10 protein-coding genes are annotated in these 14,179 nt (G+C 73.4%); 6 read left to right on the top strand and 4 right to left on the bottom strand.

The window, feature by feature from the left end; genetic code table 11:
- Window positions 1–151 precede the first annotated feature (151 nt).
- From ACIBG6_RS06150 to ACIBG6_RS06135, 4 genes are all read left to right on the top strand, one after another.
- Window positions 152–709 (top strand): TetR-like C-terminal domain-containing protein, encoded by a 558-nt coding sequence (locus ACIBG6_RS06150; protein ID WP_399221361.1) that lies wholly within the window; start codon window positions 152–154, stop codon window positions 707–709.
- 39 nt (window positions 710–748) lie between these two features.
- Window positions 749–2,824: an NAD-dependent DNA ligase LigA gene (gene ligA / locus ACIBG6_RS06145; protein ID WP_399221360.1), complete on the top strand. Its 2,076-nt coding sequence runs from the start codon at window positions 749–751 to the stop codon at window positions 2,822–2,824.
- Window positions 2,825–2,923: 99 nt separating this feature from the next.
- Window positions 2,924–3,571, top strand: coding sequence for a TetR/AcrR family transcriptional regulator (locus tag ACIBG6_RS06140; protein ID WP_399221359.1), 648 nt, complete (start codon window positions 2,924–2,926; stop codon window positions 3,569–3,571).
- A 166-nt stretch (window positions 3,572–3,737) separates the two neighbouring features.
- Entirely contained in the window at window positions 3,738–5,363 is a 1,626-nt protein-coding gene (locus ACIBG6_RS06135; protein WP_399221358.1) for an MFS transporter, read from the top strand.
- A gap of 58 nt (window positions 5,364–5,421) precedes the next feature.
- Here the strand turns inward: ACIBG6_RS06135 and ACIBG6_RS06130 are convergent, their stop codons facing one another.
- On the bottom strand, window positions 5,422–6,156 hold the full coding sequence (locus ACIBG6_RS06130; RefSeq protein WP_399221357.1) for a TetR/AcrR family transcriptional regulator: 735 nt from the start codon (window positions 6,154–6,156) through the stop codon (window positions 5,422–5,424).
- A 130-nt stretch (window positions 6,157–6,286) separates the two neighbouring features.
- On the opposite strand from ACIBG6_RS06130, the gene ACIBG6_RS06125 reads away from it, so the two are divergent.
- Complete coding sequence (locus tag ACIBG6_RS06125) at window positions 6,287–7,507, top strand: saccharopine dehydrogenase family protein (protein ID WP_399221356.1); 1,221 nt, start codon at window positions 6,287–6,289, stop codon at window positions 7,505–7,507.
- A gap of 99 nt (window positions 7,508–7,606) precedes the next feature.
- On the opposite strand, the gene ACIBG6_RS06120 is transcribed toward ACIBG6_RS06125, so the two are convergent.
- The 3 genes from ACIBG6_RS06120 to ACIBG6_RS06110 form a co-directional block, all read right to left on the bottom strand.
- Window positions 7,607–8,689: a CU044_5270 family protein gene (locus tag ACIBG6_RS06120; RefSeq protein WP_399221355.1), complete on the bottom strand. Its 1,083-nt coding sequence runs from the start codon at window positions 8,687–8,689 to the stop codon at window positions 7,607–7,609.
- A complete protein-coding gene (locus ACIBG6_RS06115; protein ID WP_399221354.1) occupies window positions 8,686–9,321 on the bottom strand; it encodes an RNA polymerase sigma factor in 636 nt (211 codons plus the stop codon). Before ACIBG6_RS06115 ends, ACIBG6_RS06120 begins: the two co-directional genes overlap by 4 nt.
- 84 nt (window positions 9,322–9,405) lie before the next feature.
- Window positions 9,406–12,726: an AfsR/SARP family transcriptional regulator gene (locus ACIBG6_RS06110; protein WP_399221353.1), complete on the bottom strand. Its 3,321-nt coding sequence runs from the start codon at window positions 12,724–12,726 to the stop codon at window positions 9,406–9,408.
- A 131-nt stretch (window positions 12,727–12,857) separates the two neighbouring features.
- On the opposite strand from ACIBG6_RS06110, the gene ACIBG6_RS06105 reads away from it, so the two are divergent.
- Complete coding sequence (locus ACIBG6_RS06105; RefSeq protein ID WP_399221352.1) at window positions 12,858–14,045, top strand: alkene reductase; 1,188 nt, start codon at window positions 12,858–12,860, stop codon at window positions 14,043–14,045.
- Window positions 14,046–14,179: the final 134 nt, after the last annotated feature.

The raw sequence follows: 14,179 nt of genomic DNA, 5'->3' as shown, positions 1-14,179 counted from the left end.
AGGGCGCACCGGTATCGCAACTCGAAGTTGCGATAAGCTGATCCTGTCGCAGTTTCCCCCGTCGACGCAACCGTCAACGCAACTAGGAGTTGCAATGGAGTCCGCTGGGTCACCCTCGGAACGCCCTCCCGTCGTCGGCAGGGGCAGCAAGATGCGTACCGCCGTGCTGGAGGCGGCCATCGAGGAGCTCACGACGACGGGGTACACCGGGCTGACCGTCGAGCGCGTCGCCCAGCGGGCCGGCGTGCACAAGACGACGATCTACCGGAACTGGAAGGACGTGGACGGCCTCGTCGCCGACGCGCTGGCCGGGCACTTCGCGGGGGGCATCCCGATCCCCGACACCGGGACGGTCGAGGGAGACCTGCGGGCGCTGGCCCGTTCCCTCGTCGCCACCATGACCACGCGGGCGGGACGCGCCCTCCTGGCCGCCGTCCTCTCGGACGCCGTGCGCCTGCCGCAACTCGCCGAGGTCAAGCGGGCGCTGTTCGACGACCGGTTCCGGCGGGCGGAACCCGTCGTGACCCGAGCCGTAGAGCGGGGCGAACTGCCCGAGCACACCGATGCGACCGAACTCCTCAAGACCCTCGCCGCGCCCCTCTACTTCCGGCTCGTCTTCACCGGCGAGCCGGTCGACGCGACGACCGCGGACCGCGCGGTGCACGTGGCGCTGGCGGCCGCCCGCGCCCCCGCCCTGCCGGCGGACTGATCCCGGGCGTTGTCAGTGCCGTGCGGAAGGATGTTCACCATGACGATCCCTTCCGCCGTCGAGGCGTTCTCCAGCATGTCCGGCACGGCCGACCGCGCCGAGTACGAAGCCGCCGTCGACCGCCTGCGCGACGCCTCCCGCGCGTACTACGGCGCGGGCTACAGCCTCATGGACGACGTCGCGTACGACCGGCTGCGGCTGGCGGTGAAGGAGTGGGAGGAAGCTCACCCCGACGCCGTCATGCCGGGCTCGCCCACCGACCAGGTCGCCGACGGAGCCGCCCCCGACGGCGACATCGCGCACACCACGCGCCTCCTCAGCCTGGACAACGTCTTCGACGCCGAGGAACTCGCGGCCTGGGGAGCGTCGCTCCAGCGCCGTCTCGGCCACGCGCCGACCGGAGGGTTCACCGTCGAGCCGAAGATGGACGGCGCGGCCGTCGCCGCCCGCTACCGCGACGGACGGCTGGTCCAGATCATCACCCGGGGCGACGGCGCCCGGGGCGAGGACGTCAGCCACGTCATCGGCACGATCGTGGGCCTGCCCGAGCAGCTGCCGGTCCCCGCCACCTTCGAGGCCCGGGGCGAGGTCCTGTTCACCCAGGAGCAGTTCGAGGCCGCCAACGAAGTACGCACCGCGCACGGCGGCGCCGTCTTCGCGAACCCGCGCAACGGCGCCGCGGGCACCCTGCGGGCCAAGGACCGCCCGTACCGACTCGCCATGACGTTCTGGGCGTACGGCGCGGTCGAGCTGGACGGCGAGGCGTTCCTCCCCGTCGGGGCCACCCACGCCGAGACGCTGGCAGCGGTGGCACGGGCGGGGGTGCGGACGACGGCCGACAGCCCGGCCGGACTGCACGTCGTCGCCACGCTCGACGAGGCGCAGGAGAAGGTCGACGCGATCGCGGCGCTGCGCGCGGGCCTCCCCTTCGGCATCGACGGCGTCGTCGTCAAGGCCGACAGCGCGGCCGAGCAGGCGGCGGTGGGATCCGGCAGCCGCTTCCCGTACTGGGCCATCGCCTACAAGCTCCCGGCGGTCGAGCGGCAGACCGTGCTGACGGACGTGATCTGGGACGTGGGCCGCACGGGCGTGCTCGCACCCACCGCGATCCTCGCCCCGGTCGAGCTCGACGGGTCCACGGTCACCCGCGCGACCCTGCACAACCCCGCGGACATCCTCCGGCGCGACCTCCACATCGGCGACACCGTCACGGTCCACAAGGCCGGCGACATCATCCCGCGCGTGGAGGCCGCCGTCGTCGAGCTCCGCCCGCAGGACGCCACACCCGTCCCGCTGCCCGAGCAGTGCCCCAACTGCGGCGGGGCCGTCGACAAGAGCCAGGAGCGGTGGCGTTGCGCGAAGGGCACCGCCTGCGCGCTGGCGCCCCTGATCGAGTACGTCGCCGGGCGCGACATCCTCGACATCGACGGCCTCGGCAGGAAGTACGTCGACGCGCTGATCGCCTCCGGCGACGTGCGCGACGTCGCCGACCTGTTCACCCTCACGGAGGACCGGCTCACCGCCGCCTCGGGCAGCGCCAAGCGCGGCGCGAAGCTCGCCGAGCAGCTCCTGCTCGCCAAGTCCCGCCCCCTCAGCCGCGTCTTCTGCGCACTCGGCATACCGGGCACCGGCCGCCGCATGTCCCGGCGCATCGCCGAGCACTTCGGCACCATGGAGGCCATCCGTGCGGCCGACGCCGAGGTGTTGCAGGACGTCGAAGGCGTCGGCCCGGAGAAGGCTCCGGTCATCGTCGAGCAGGTCGCCGCGCTCGCCCCGGTGATCGACAAGCTGATCGCGGCCGGCGTGACCATGACCGAGCCGAAGCCGGAGGAGTCCGAGCAGGCCGAGGAGGGGCCCCTGACCGGGAAGACCGTCGTCGTGACCGGCAGGATGACCGGTCCGCTCGACGGCTGGGGGCGCTCCGAGATGGGTGCGCTGATCGAGAAGGCCGGTGGCCGTGTGGGCAGCGGCGTCAACTCCCGGACGACCTACCTGGTCGCCGCACCGTCCGCGAACGGCAAGCCGAGCTCGAAGGCCGTCAAGGCCCAGGAGCTCGGCGTGGAGGTGCTCACCCCGGAGGCGTTCGCCGCGCTCACGGCCGCCTACCTCGACTGAGCGGCGCGCACCGACGGTTCGGCCGGGTCCGCGGCCCGGCCGGGTCGCGGACCGCGTGCCAGAATGACGGGGACTCCCCGCCGATCCACCGAGGTTCACGTGACCAAGCCCGCCGCCCGTCAGCCGCTGCGAAGCAACGCGCGGTCCAACCGGGCGCGCATCCTGGCCACGGCCCGGCGGGAGCTCGGGCAGAACCCCGACATCACGCTGGAGGAGCTGGCGCGTGCCTCGGGTGTCGTGCGGCGCACGCTCTTCGGGCACTTTCCCGGGCGCGACGCCCTGCTGGAGGCTCTCGCCGAGGAAGCCTCCGAGACCCTGCGGAGCGCGCTGACCGCCGGTGCGAGGCCGGCGGAACCGGCCGAGCGGGCGCTCGCGCACTTCGTGTTCTCGATGTGGCCCGTGGGGGACCGGTACCGGATGCTCCTTGCGCTGGCCCGCCGCGACCTCGGCGTCGAGCGGGTCGCCGAGATCCTGTCCCCCGCCCGCGCCGAGTGCGCGGCCATCCTGGAGCGTGGCCAGCGGGACGGCGTCTTTCCCGCGCACCTCCCGCCCGCCGTGCTGAGCGCCGGGCTCGAGTCCATGACGGTCGCCCTGCTCGAGGCCGTCAACACCGGGGAGCTGGACGACGAAGGGGCCCCGGTCGCCGTCGCCGTACTCGTCGCCGCGGGCGTACCGGAGGCCACGGCGCGCCGCGTCGTCGACGACGTCGCGCCGGTGGTCCTTCCGGAGGCGCCGGCCCCCGAATGAGGCGCCGCACGGCCGGCCCGTGCCCCTCGCTGCTTCTCCTCTGCCCCGGCGTACACCGCCGGGGCAGAGTCGTCTCTGGCCTACCCCCGTTATTTGCACACCGGTGGGCAATAACCTAGCCTGCACATCAATGGGCAATTAATTCGTCCTGCTAGGAGCCCCGCTCATGCCCCCCTTCATGAACACACCCGTCGAGAAGATGGACGGGCCGTACGCGCGGCGCTGGTGGGCCCTGCTGGTCCTGTGCCTGAGCCTGCTGATCGTCGTCATGGCGAACACGTCGCTGATCGTGGCGGCCCCGGACATGACGCGGGACCTCGGTCTGAGCAGCAGCGATCTGCAGTGGGTCATCGACGGCTACACCGTCCCCTACGCCGCGCTGATGCTGGTGCTCGGCGCGATCGGCGACAAGTACAGCCGCCGGGGCGCGCTCGTCACGGGCCTGGTGGTCTTCGCGGCCGGTTCCGTCATGGGCAGCCTGGTCGACGAGACCTCGGCCGTCATCCTGGCCCGGGCGATCATGGGCATCGGCGCCGCCGTCGTCATGCCGGCCACGCTCTCCCTGCTGGTCGCGATCTTCCCCCGGGGAGAGCGCGCCAAGGCCATCACGGCCTGGACCGCCACCTCGGGACTGGCCATCGCCGTCGGCCCGCTGGTCGCCGGCTGGCTCCTGGAGGACCACTCCTGGGGATCCACCTTCCTGATCAATGTGCCGATCGCGGTCCTCGCGGTCATCGGCGCACTGTTCCTGGTGCCGCCGTCGAAGGCCCGGGGCATGGGCCGGATCGACTACGTGGGCGGCCTGCTGTCCATCGTCGCCGTCGGCGCCCTGGTGTACGCGACCATCGAAGGCCCGCACTTCGGCTGGGGCGCCGGCCCGGTCACCGCCGCCGTCGTGGCGGGCGTGGCCCTGCCGGCCTTCGTGTGGTGGGAGCTGCGCCACCCGCACCCCATGCTGGACGTCCGCAAGTTCCGGATGCGTCCCTTCAGCGGCTCCATGCTGGCGGTGCTGTTCTTCTTCTTCGGGACCTTCGGCGCGATCTACTACGCGACGCAGTTCCTGCAGTTCGTCCTCGGCTACGGAGCGCTCGAAACCGGTGTACGGCTCCTGCCGCTGGCCGGAGCCGTGTTCGTCGGTGCCGCGGCGACCGGGCGGCTGACCCCGAAGCTGGGCATGAAGGTCACGGTCACGGCCGGCATGGTGATCGGCACGGCGGGCGTCCTCCTCCTCACCCGGATCGACACGGGCTCCACGTACACCGACTTCCTGGCGCCGATGATGATGCTGGGCCTGGCGATCGGCCTGAGCGTCTCGCCGGCCACGGACACCATCATGAGCTCCTTCCCCGAGTCGGAGCTGGGCGTCGGCGGCGGAGCCAACGACACCGCGCTGGAGCTCGGCGGCTCCCTCGGCATCGCGGTCCTCGGCTCCCTGCTCGGTACGGCCTACCGGGACGAACTGGCCGACCTCGTCGGCAACCGCCTCCCGGCCGCCGCGCTCCAGACCGCCCAGGACTCCGTGGGCGCCGGGCTCGCCGTCGCCGAGCGGGTCGCCCAGGACCCGGCCGCGGGACCCCAGCAGGCCCAGGCCCTCGTCGGCGCGGTACACGAGTCGTTCGCCCACGGCGTCGCCGCGACGAGCCTCGTCGGCGGGATCATCATGGCCGTCGGCACGGCGATCGTCCTGGTCGTCCTCCCCGGCCGCCGCGGCGCGCAGCGGAACGAGCCGTCGGGCGGGGTGTCGGCGGACACGCCGCTTGAGGGAGCCGCCGAGCGCGTCGACACCCCCTAGATCCGTGGGCCGGGCGACCGCCCGCCCTGCGACTCAGTAGCCCGGAAGATCGCCCGCCCTACGACTCCGTAGGGCGGGCGGTCGCGCGCTCGGCCAGTCGTCCCAGCTGGATCTCCGCGCTGTCCAGGAGCATGTCCAGGGCCGCCGGGTAGGCGCTGTGGTTCATGCGTGCGGCCAGGAGGTCGGCCGTGGCGGCGATGTGCGGGTGCGACGCGGCCGACAGCCGGGCATAGGCCGACTCCCACATCTGCTCGTCGGCCTCCCGGGCCGCCGCGGGCAGCGCGAGCGAGGCCGCGTCCAGGGCGGCGAAGGCCAGGCTCTGGTCGATGAAGGCGTGGTAGATCCGTACCGCGTCCGGGTCAGGGAAGCCTGCCGTCCGCAGCACGGCCAGGATCGCCTCGTCCACGGCCGTCTCCTGCTCCCGCCCGGTGACGCGGCTGGCGGTGAGCACCGCCGCCTGGGGGTGCGCGAGGTAGGCGCCGTGGATGCGCAGACCCAGCCGGCGCAGGTCGGCGCGCCACTCCCCGGTGGGCGCCCAACCGTCCAGCGCCCGCCCGATGAGCTGCGCCCCGATCGCCAGCGTCAGGTCGTCCATACCGGCGAAGTACCGGTAGAGGGTGCTCGGATCGGCGCCCAGCGCGAGTCCGAGGCGCCGGGCGGTCAGTCCCTCGCCGCCGTGCTCGGCCAGCATCCGCAGCGCCGTCTCCACGATCACCCGCTCCGAAAGCACCGCGCCGTTCTTCGTCGGGCGCCGCCGTCTGCGCGCCGCCTCCGGAACCACCTGCTTGCCCATGGCCCGGCTCCTTCCCGTTGTCGGGCACCTTATGCCAACGCCATAGACGTTAGCGAGGGGATGGGGGTTTCATCGCCTTCACCAGAGGTCACAGTCACAGGGCCAGGCCTCGGATAGGGAGATTCCTGTCATGCGTGTACTGCTCGTCGGCGCCGGAGGCGTGGGAACCGCCATCACCCGGATCGCGACCCGCCGCCCGTTCTTCGACCACATGGTCGTCGCCGACTACGACCTCGCCCGCGCCGAGGCGGCCGTCGCCGCCCTGGGCGACGGCGACGCCCGGTTCAGTGCCTGCCGCACGGACGCCTCCGACGAGGCGGCGGTCGCCGCCCTCCTGAAGGAGCAGCGCTGCGACGTCCTCCTCAACGCCACCGACCCGCGCTTCGTCCTGCCGCTGTTCCACGCCGCCGCGGCGGCCGGCGCGCACTACCTCGACATGGCGATGTCGCTGTCGCGCCCGCATCCCGAGCGGCCGTACGAGCAGTGCGGGGTCAAGCTGGGCGACGCCCAGTTCGAGCAGGCCGAGCAGTGGGAGAAGGCCGGCAGGCTCGCTCTCGTCGGCATGGGCGTCGAGCCCGGTATGTCCGATGTCTTCGCCCGCTACGCCGCGGACGAGCTCTTCGACGAGATCGAGGAGATCGGCATCCGCGACGGCGCCGATCTCGCGGTCGAGGGCTACGACTTCGCGCCGTCGTTCAACATCTGGACGACCATCGAGGAGTGCCTGAACCCGCCGGTCGTCTACGAGGCGGGCCGCGGCTGGTTCACCACCGAGCCGTTCAGCGAGCCCGAGGTCTTCGACTTCCCCGAGGGCATCGGCCCGGTGGAGTGCGTGAACGTCGAGCACGAGGAGGTCCTGTTGGTGCCGCGCTGGATCGAGGCGAAGCGGGTCACGTTCAAGTACGGCCTCGGCGAGGACTTCATCGGCAAGCTCAAGACCCTGCACGCGCTGGGCCTCGACAGCACCACGCCCGTCACCGTGGCGACGGACCTCGGCCCGGCGCAGGTGTCGCCCCGTGACGTCGTGGCCGCCGTCCTCCCCGACCCGGCGACACTGGGCGACCGGATGACCGGCAAGACCTGCGCGGGAACGTGGGTCAAGGGCGTCAAGGACGGAGCGCCCCGCGAGGTCTACCTCTACCACGTGGTCGACAACGAGTGGTCGATGCGCGAGTACGGCTGCCAGGCCGTCGTGTGGCAGACCGCGATCAACCCGGTCGTGGCCCTGGAGCTGCTGGCCGCCGGCACCTGGTCCGGGTCGGGCGTCCTCGGCCCCGAGGCGTTCGCCCCTCGCCCCTTCCTGGACCTGCTCACCGCCTACGGATCCCCCTGGGGCCTGCGCGAGCAGTGACGATCCGGCTCCCGCCGGTGAGGCGGCGCGGTGACCCCGGCCGCGCCGCCCCCTGGGGCCGCGTGTGACGGGTGCGGCGTACGACCCCGATCGTGGCGGTCAGCCGGTGCGGCCGGGGGCTTCGCCGGTCTTGTCCGTGACGCCCCGGGACAGGACGGCGGTGGTGGCGGTGATCTGGCCGGACTTGGCCCACGGCTTGTCCTCGACCATGACGCCCCGCTCGCCGAGGAACTCCAGGGTGTTCCTGTCGAAGATCCACTCGGTCCGCTCGCCGTCGTGGACACGGGCGACGGCGACGCCGTGGCGGCCTGCCGCGTCGACGGCGTCGCCGACGACCGTGACGCCGGGGATCCCGGCCGCCGCCTTGTACAGGGCGGCGCTGACCTTCGGCGGAGCCAGCTGCTCGCGCAGCAGGTCGCCGATCGTCACGAACGCCTCCTGATCCGGCCCCGGCCCCTGGCCCCTCGTCTCGTCGTAGATCTTCTTCAGGAGCACGTCGGGGTCGGTGGGCAGCGACTCCAGGTAGCGGTACGTCGGGCCGTTCAGGGTGGGAGCGGGATTGCCGACGGGCGTGACGGGACGGCCGCTCTTGTCGACCTCGTCGGCCAGCGGGATGTCCTGGCCCCTCTCGCGGAGAAGGCCGGGCCTGCGCCCGTCCACCGAGAGCCAGACCTCGCGGCTGTGGGGAGTGTCGAGGCGCATGACGGGGTCGGCGTCGCTCTGGCTGGACCAGGCGACCGTACTGGAGACGTAGACGTACTGGTCGTCGCGGACGGCGCGGGCGGGCTTGGCGGCGGCGACGGTGGCGATGCGGTCGAGCAGCACCGCCACCGGTGTCGCCTCCGGAGCGGCCTTCTGCGACGTCTGGTCCGAGCCGGGGGCCACGGCGGCCTTCGGGTCGGCACCCGGGCCCGGGTCGAGCCCGCCGGTCGTCGCCAGTGTGACGGCCAGCGCGCCCGCGGCGAGCGGTACGGCGACGATCGTCAGCCGGCGTGCGCCGAAGCGGGGCTTGGCGGTGGTGGGAGCGGCGGCGGGAGCGGTGTCCTGCCGGAACTCGCGCAACAGCTGGTCCCTGAGAGCCTGGTGATGACGGCCGGGCCGGTCCCGATCGGCCGGGACGGGCAACAGGCGGGCGATCTCCTCGCGTTCGGCCGGGGTGGGCCGGGACGGGGTGGTGCTCATCGGGCTTCCTCCTGGGTGGGCCGGACCGCGGGGACGCGGTCACCATCTATCTGTCCGCGGCCCGGCTCCGAGTTCCCGTTCCGTGCCGACAGGCCGGTTCCGGCGGCGTACTTGTGGAGCTTCTTGCGGGCGCGGGACAGCCGCGAACGGACCGTTCCCACCGGGACGTCCAGCGCCTTGGCGGCGGCCGCGTAGTCCAGACCCGACCAGACGCACAGGGCGATCACCTCACGCTCGGGGCGCCGCAGCCGGGAGAGCGCAGCCTGGAGCGCCGCCACCCGCTCGACGTCGTCGATCCGGCCGACCAGATCCTCCGCGAAGTCGGGGAACACCTCCTCGCGCGGCAGACGCTGCAGGGCCGCCTCGTGGCGCCGGGCCGCCCGGCGGGTGTTGCGCACGACGTTGGTGGCGATCCCCAGCAGCCACGGCCGCAGGGACCCGCCGTCCGGATCCACCGACGCCCGCAGCCTCCAGGCCTCCAGGAACGTCAGCGACAGCACGTCCTCGGCCGCCGACCAGTCCCCGGTCAGCCGGAAGGCGTGGTTGTGCACCGCCCGGGCGTAGTCGTCGAAAAGCGACCCGAACGCATCGGAGTCTCCCGCTCGTATTCGGGCACGCACACTCGTCTCCATGACACCGGACTGTCCGACCGGACCGCATCGGTTCCCGGAAGGTGACACACGCCACAGCCGCCTCGATGGGTGAGGGGCCCGGCGTCAGGCTCCGCCGGCCGCCGCCGAGCGCACCGCCTCCGAGAGCGGCATGCCCGCACCCTCGCGGAACGCGGCGGTGTACGCGGAGTCGCCGAGCGCCCGCACGGCCACCGCGGCGATACGGCGGACGTCGGCGCTCTCCGCCTCCGGGAGGGGCGCCCCGACGCTCCGCCGGGCCGCGTCCGCCGCGCCGAGGAACAGGGCGGCGCGGGTGAGGTGCGGTGAGTCGCCCCTGGCCGCTGCGACACCGGCGACGCCTTCGAGGGAGAGCGCGAGCGCGCGCGGGTCGGCCAGTTCCCCGGCGAACTCGAGACCGCGCGCCTGATACGCGGAAGCCTCGGCCACCCGGCCGCGGAGCGCGGCGACGAAGCCGAGCTCCACATGGATCACGTGCTTCCCCGCGGTCGACGACGGGTACGCGTCGCGCATCGTCCGCAGATGGCGCTCGGCGGCGTCCAGGTCGCCGGAGCGGCGTGCGCCGAGGGCGAGCCCCATGAGCGCGAACACCTCGCCGAACATATGGCCCTGCTCCGCCGCCGCGCGCCGGGCCCGTTCGTGCAGGACGCGAGCCTGTTCCCAGTCGCCGGCCAGGAGCGCGAGGCGGCCGAGGCCGCCCAGCCGTGCGGAGACCTCCGCCGCCAGACCCAGCCCCTCGGCGAGGCGCAGGCCTTCGGTCTGACGGGCGGTGGCGGTGGCGTAGTCGCCCTCGATCTCGGCGAGGGCAGCGAGCACCGGAACGGTCAGCAACTCGCCCCATCCGTCCCCGAGTTCCCGGAAGGCCGCGGCGGCGTCGAGGCCGTCCTCGCGCGCGGTCCGCAGGTCACCGGTGGCGAACGAAGTATGGGCGCGCAGTGCCCGGGCCGCGGCGGTGCCCCACCGGTCGCCGGCTTCGGTGAAGCGGTCGAGAGCACGGGAGTTGACGGCATGGGCCGCCACCGGGTCGCCCGCGTGGTGAAGGCCGTACGCGAACAGCCACAGCGCGCGGCCGCGCCGCGCGGGGTCGGCGATGTCCGCCTCGGGGCAGTCCGTCTCCGGCGCCCGCCCGCCCGTCAGCATGGTGAAGGCGCCCAGGAGCACGCGCGGTTCGGCCGACACGCCGGCTGCCGTGTCGGTCGGGAGGGCGTCCACGACCGCGGCGAGGGTACGCCGGGCCTCGTGCAGACGGCCGCGCAGCAGCCACCAGGGGCACAGTGCGGTGGCCAGGCGCGCCGCGTGGTGTGCCTCGGCCGTCCGCAGGGCGTGGTCGAGGGCGGCGCGGATGTTGGCGGATTCGGCGTCCAGCTGCGCGAGCCGGCGCCGCTGCCCCGCGCCGCGCAGGGCGGCTTCGGCGTGCTCGGCGAACTCGCGGTAGTAGGCGGCGTGACGATCCGCCACGACACCGAACTCCCCCGCTTCGTGGAGGCGTTCGCGGGCGTACGCGCCTACCGACTCCAGCAGGCGGTAGCGCGGCCCGTCGGCCGTCCGTACCGTCGAGACGAGGGAGCGGTCGACCAGGCGGCCCACCAGATCCAGCACGTCGTCGTGGGCGATGCCGTCGCCCGCGCACACCGTCTCCGCCGCGTCCAGCGTGCACCCGCCGACGGGGACGGCGAGACGGCGCAGGATGGCCTGCTCGGGAGGGTCGAGGAGGTCCCAGCTCCAGTCGATCACCGCGCGCAGCGTCTGCTGCCGGGCAGGGAGACCGCGCTGACCGGAGGCGAGGACGCGGAAGCGGTCGCCGAGGCGCTCGGCCAGTTCCCGTACGCCGAGGGCCCGGACGCGGGTGGCGGCGAGCTCCAGGGCGAGGGGGAGTCCGTCGAGGCGACGGCAGATCTCCGCGACGGCGTCCCGTACCTCGCCGCTCTCGTCCTCGGTCTCGGTCGCCATGCCGGCATCGGATCCGGGCGCGAAATCGGGTGCCGCCGCGACGGCCCGCTCGGTGAACAGCCGGGCCGCGTCGTCGGGTTCGAGAGGCGCGACGGCGTACACCGTCTCGCCGGGGAGCCGGAGGGACTCCCGGCTCGTGGTGAGCACGCGCACTCCCGGCGCTGACCGGAGCAGGGACCCGGCCAGCTCGGCGGCCGGTTCGATCACGTGCTCGCAGTTGTCGAGCACGAGCAGGGCGCGGCGGTCCCGCAGCGCGCCGTGCAGCGCGGCCGAGGCGTCGGCGGTTCCGCGTGCCGCCGACGCCGTGTCGCGGATGCCGAGGGCCGACGCCACCGCCTGGACGAGATCCGCGGTCTCGGCGGGCAGGCCGCCGAACTCGACGAACCACACGCCGTCCGGGACGACGCCACCGGAGGCGTCGCCGTCCGGGGCCGGCTCGTCGGCACCGAGCTGCTCGGCGACGGCCAGCGCCAGGCGTGTCTTGCCCACTCCGCCGGGTCCGGTCAGCGTGACGAGCCGTTCGGTGCCGAGGAGCCGGACGACGGCCTCCCGGGCGAGGCCGCGGCCGACGAGAGTGGTCGGCGGGGTGGGCAGGTTCTGGCGGCGGGGCGTGACGGCGCACGGGTCGGGGACGAGGGGCGGGACCGCGGCCGCCGCCTCCAGGACCTCCGCGTCGGATGAGGACCGGATGACGACGGCGGGCCCGTCGGAGGCCGCGACGGGTATCAGCCCGGCGTCCTGGCGCAGGATCGCCTCGTACAGCGCCGCGAGACCGGGGCTCGGGTCGAGGCCCAGTTCGTCGGCGAGCAGGGTGCGGAGTTCCGTGTACGCGGCGACCGCCTCGCTCTGCCGGCCCGCGCCGTACAGGGCCCGCATCCGTACGGCACGCAACCGCTCGCGCAACGGATGACGGGCGACCAGACCGGCCGTCTCGCCGAGCAGCAGGGGATCCCCGAACTCCAGCCGGGCCTCGGTCTGTTCCTCGACGAGGGTGAGCCGCTCCTCGGTCAGGCGCTCCGCCGCCGGGCGGACGAACTCCTCGTCGGCGAAGTCCGCGTACGCGGGCCCGCGCCACAGGTCCAGCGCCTCGCCGAGCAGGGCCGCCCGGGCGCGCGGCGCGGCGACGAGCCGGGCCTGCGCGGCGAGCTGCCGGAGCCGTGAGGTGTCGACCTCGGCGGGGTCGCCGTCGAGGCGCAGCCGGTACCCGGCCGGCTGGTGGAGCACGCGGTCGCGGCCGACGGCCCTGCGCAGCTGGGAGACCTTGGCCTGGAGGGCGTTGGCCGGATTGCCGGGGACGGCGTCGCCCCAGATGTCGTGGACGAGGCGGTCGGCCGACACCGGCTGCCCCTCGTGGACCAGAAGGTCGGCGAGGAGCGCCCTCACCTTGGTCTCCGGGACGCGCACCGGTGCACCGTCGGCATCCCACACCGCCACCGGACCGAGCACCCCGAACCTCATGGGATCCGACCCTACACAGTGATGATCATCCGACCGTCAGCGGACCGTCAGCGGATCCGAAGGGGGCTGCGCGACGGTCTGTGCAGCGGGGCTCGCTGCCCCGGCGAAGAGATGGACGAAGGAGCACGACCATGAGCACGGCCACGAGCACCGAGACGAGCACGAGCATCAAGACGAGCACGAGCACGAGCACGAGCACGAACGCGAACGCGAACGCGACGACGGTTGACGCGCCCCCGTCCTCCCCGCTCTTCGAGCCCACCCACCTCGGCTCCCTCCCGCTGAAGAACCGGCTGGTCATGGCGCCGATGACGCGGAACCGCGCGAGCGCGACGGGTGTCCCGGAGCCGATCATGGCCACGTACTACGCCCAGCGGGCCTCGGCCGGGCTGATCATCGCGGAGGCCGCGACCCCCAACGCGGTCGGTGCCACGTACCCCAACATCCCCGCGATCCACGACGACACGCACGTGGTCGGCTGGCGCCGGGTCACGGACGCCGTGCGGGACGCCGGCGGGCAGATGTTCCTCCAGCTGCAGCACGGAGGCCGGGTGGGACACCCGGAGACCACCGGGCACCACCCGCTCGCCCCGTCACCGGTCCCGCTGCCCGACACGATCTACACCCCGTCCGGACATCAGGAGTCCGTCGTCCCCCAGGAGATGACGGAGAAGCAGATCACGTCCACCGTCGCGGACTTCGCCGACGCGGCCCGCCGGGCCGTGGACGCGGGATTCTCGGGGGTCGAGGTCCACTCCGCGAACGGCTACCTGCTGCACCAGTTCCTGTCCGACGCCACCAACCTGCGCACCGACGGCTACGGGGGCTCCGTAGCGAACCGCATCCGCTTCACCGTCGAGGTCGTCCGCGCCGTCGCCGAGGCGATCGGCCCGGAGCGGGTGGGGGTGCGCATCGCGCCCGGCGTCACCGCCAACGCCATGCGAGAGGACGACATCGACGCCGTCTACCCGGCCCTCGTGGGTGAGCTGAGTGACCTGGGACTCGCGTACCTGCACGTGGTCTTCGCCGACCCCGACCAGCCCCTCTTCCACACCCTGCGCGCGGCCTGGCCCGGCACGCTCATCGCCAACCCCGCCCTGCCGTGGCCCGGCCCTCTGCCCGCCGACGGCGGCCGCGCCGCAGGCGAGCGCCTCCTGGACGCCGGCGCCGACCTGATCGCCCTGGGCCGCTCCTTCCTGGCCAACCCCGACCTGGTCGCCCGGATGCGCACCGGCGCCCCCCTCAACCCGATCCGGGACGCGCACCTGATGTACGTCGGCGGCGAGACGGGCTACACGGACTACCCGACGCTCGCCTGAAACCGCCCGCGCGATGCACACGGTCGGTGACGTGCTCCGTGGAGCCCTCGGATCCCTCCGTAGATCCCCTCGCGTGTTACTTACTGGTAGGCAATGATGGTGGACATCCATCCATACGGCCGGGGGCTGAGGTA

This window comes from Streptomyces sp. NPDC050842, from assembly GCF_044456565.1.
Classification (GTDB): Bacteria; Actinomycetota; Actinomycetes; order Streptomycetales; family Streptomycetaceae; genus Streptomyces.
Note: the sequence above shows the minus strand (reverse complement) of the source record. Positions and strands in the feature narration are given on the sequence as shown.

Excerpts from the sequence above, each read along its gene's own strand:
- ACIBG6_RS06110 (WP_399221353.1), bottom strand. The coding sequence starts at position 12,726 with ATGAGGTTCGGGGTGCTCGGTCCGGTGGCGGTGTGGGATGCCGACGGT.
- ACIBG6_RS06135 (WP_399221358.1), top strand. The coding sequence starts at position 3,738 with ATGCCCCCCTTCATGAACACACCCGTCGAGAAGATGGACGGGCCGTAC.
- ACIBG6_RS06125 (WP_399221356.1), top strand. The coding sequence starts at position 6,287 with ATGCGTGTACTGCTCGTCGGCGCCGGAGGCGTGGGAACCGCCATCACC.
- ACIBG6_RS06115 (WP_399221354.1), bottom strand. The coding sequence starts at position 9,321 with ATGGAGACGAGTGTGCGTGCCCGAATACGAGCGGGAGACTCCGATGCG.
- ACIBG6_RS06105 (WP_399221352.1), top strand. The coding sequence starts at position 12,858 with ATGAGCACGGCCACGAGCACCGAGACGAGCACGAGCATCAAGACGAGC.
- ligA (WP_399221360.1), top strand. The coding sequence starts at position 749 with ATGACGATCCCTTCCGCCGTCGAGGCGTTCTCCAGCATGTCCGGCACG.
- ACIBG6_RS06130 (WP_399221357.1), bottom strand. The coding sequence starts at position 6,156 with ATGGGCAAGCAGGTGGTTCCGGAGGCGGCGCGCAGACGGCGGCGCCCG.
- ACIBG6_RS06150 (WP_399221361.1), top strand. The coding sequence starts at position 152 with ATGCGTACCGCCGTGCTGGAGGCGGCCATCGAGGAGCTCACGACGACG.
- ACIBG6_RS06120 (WP_399221355.1), bottom strand. The coding sequence starts at position 8,689 with ATGAGCACCACCCCGTCCCGGCCCACCCCGGCCGAACGCGAGGAGATC.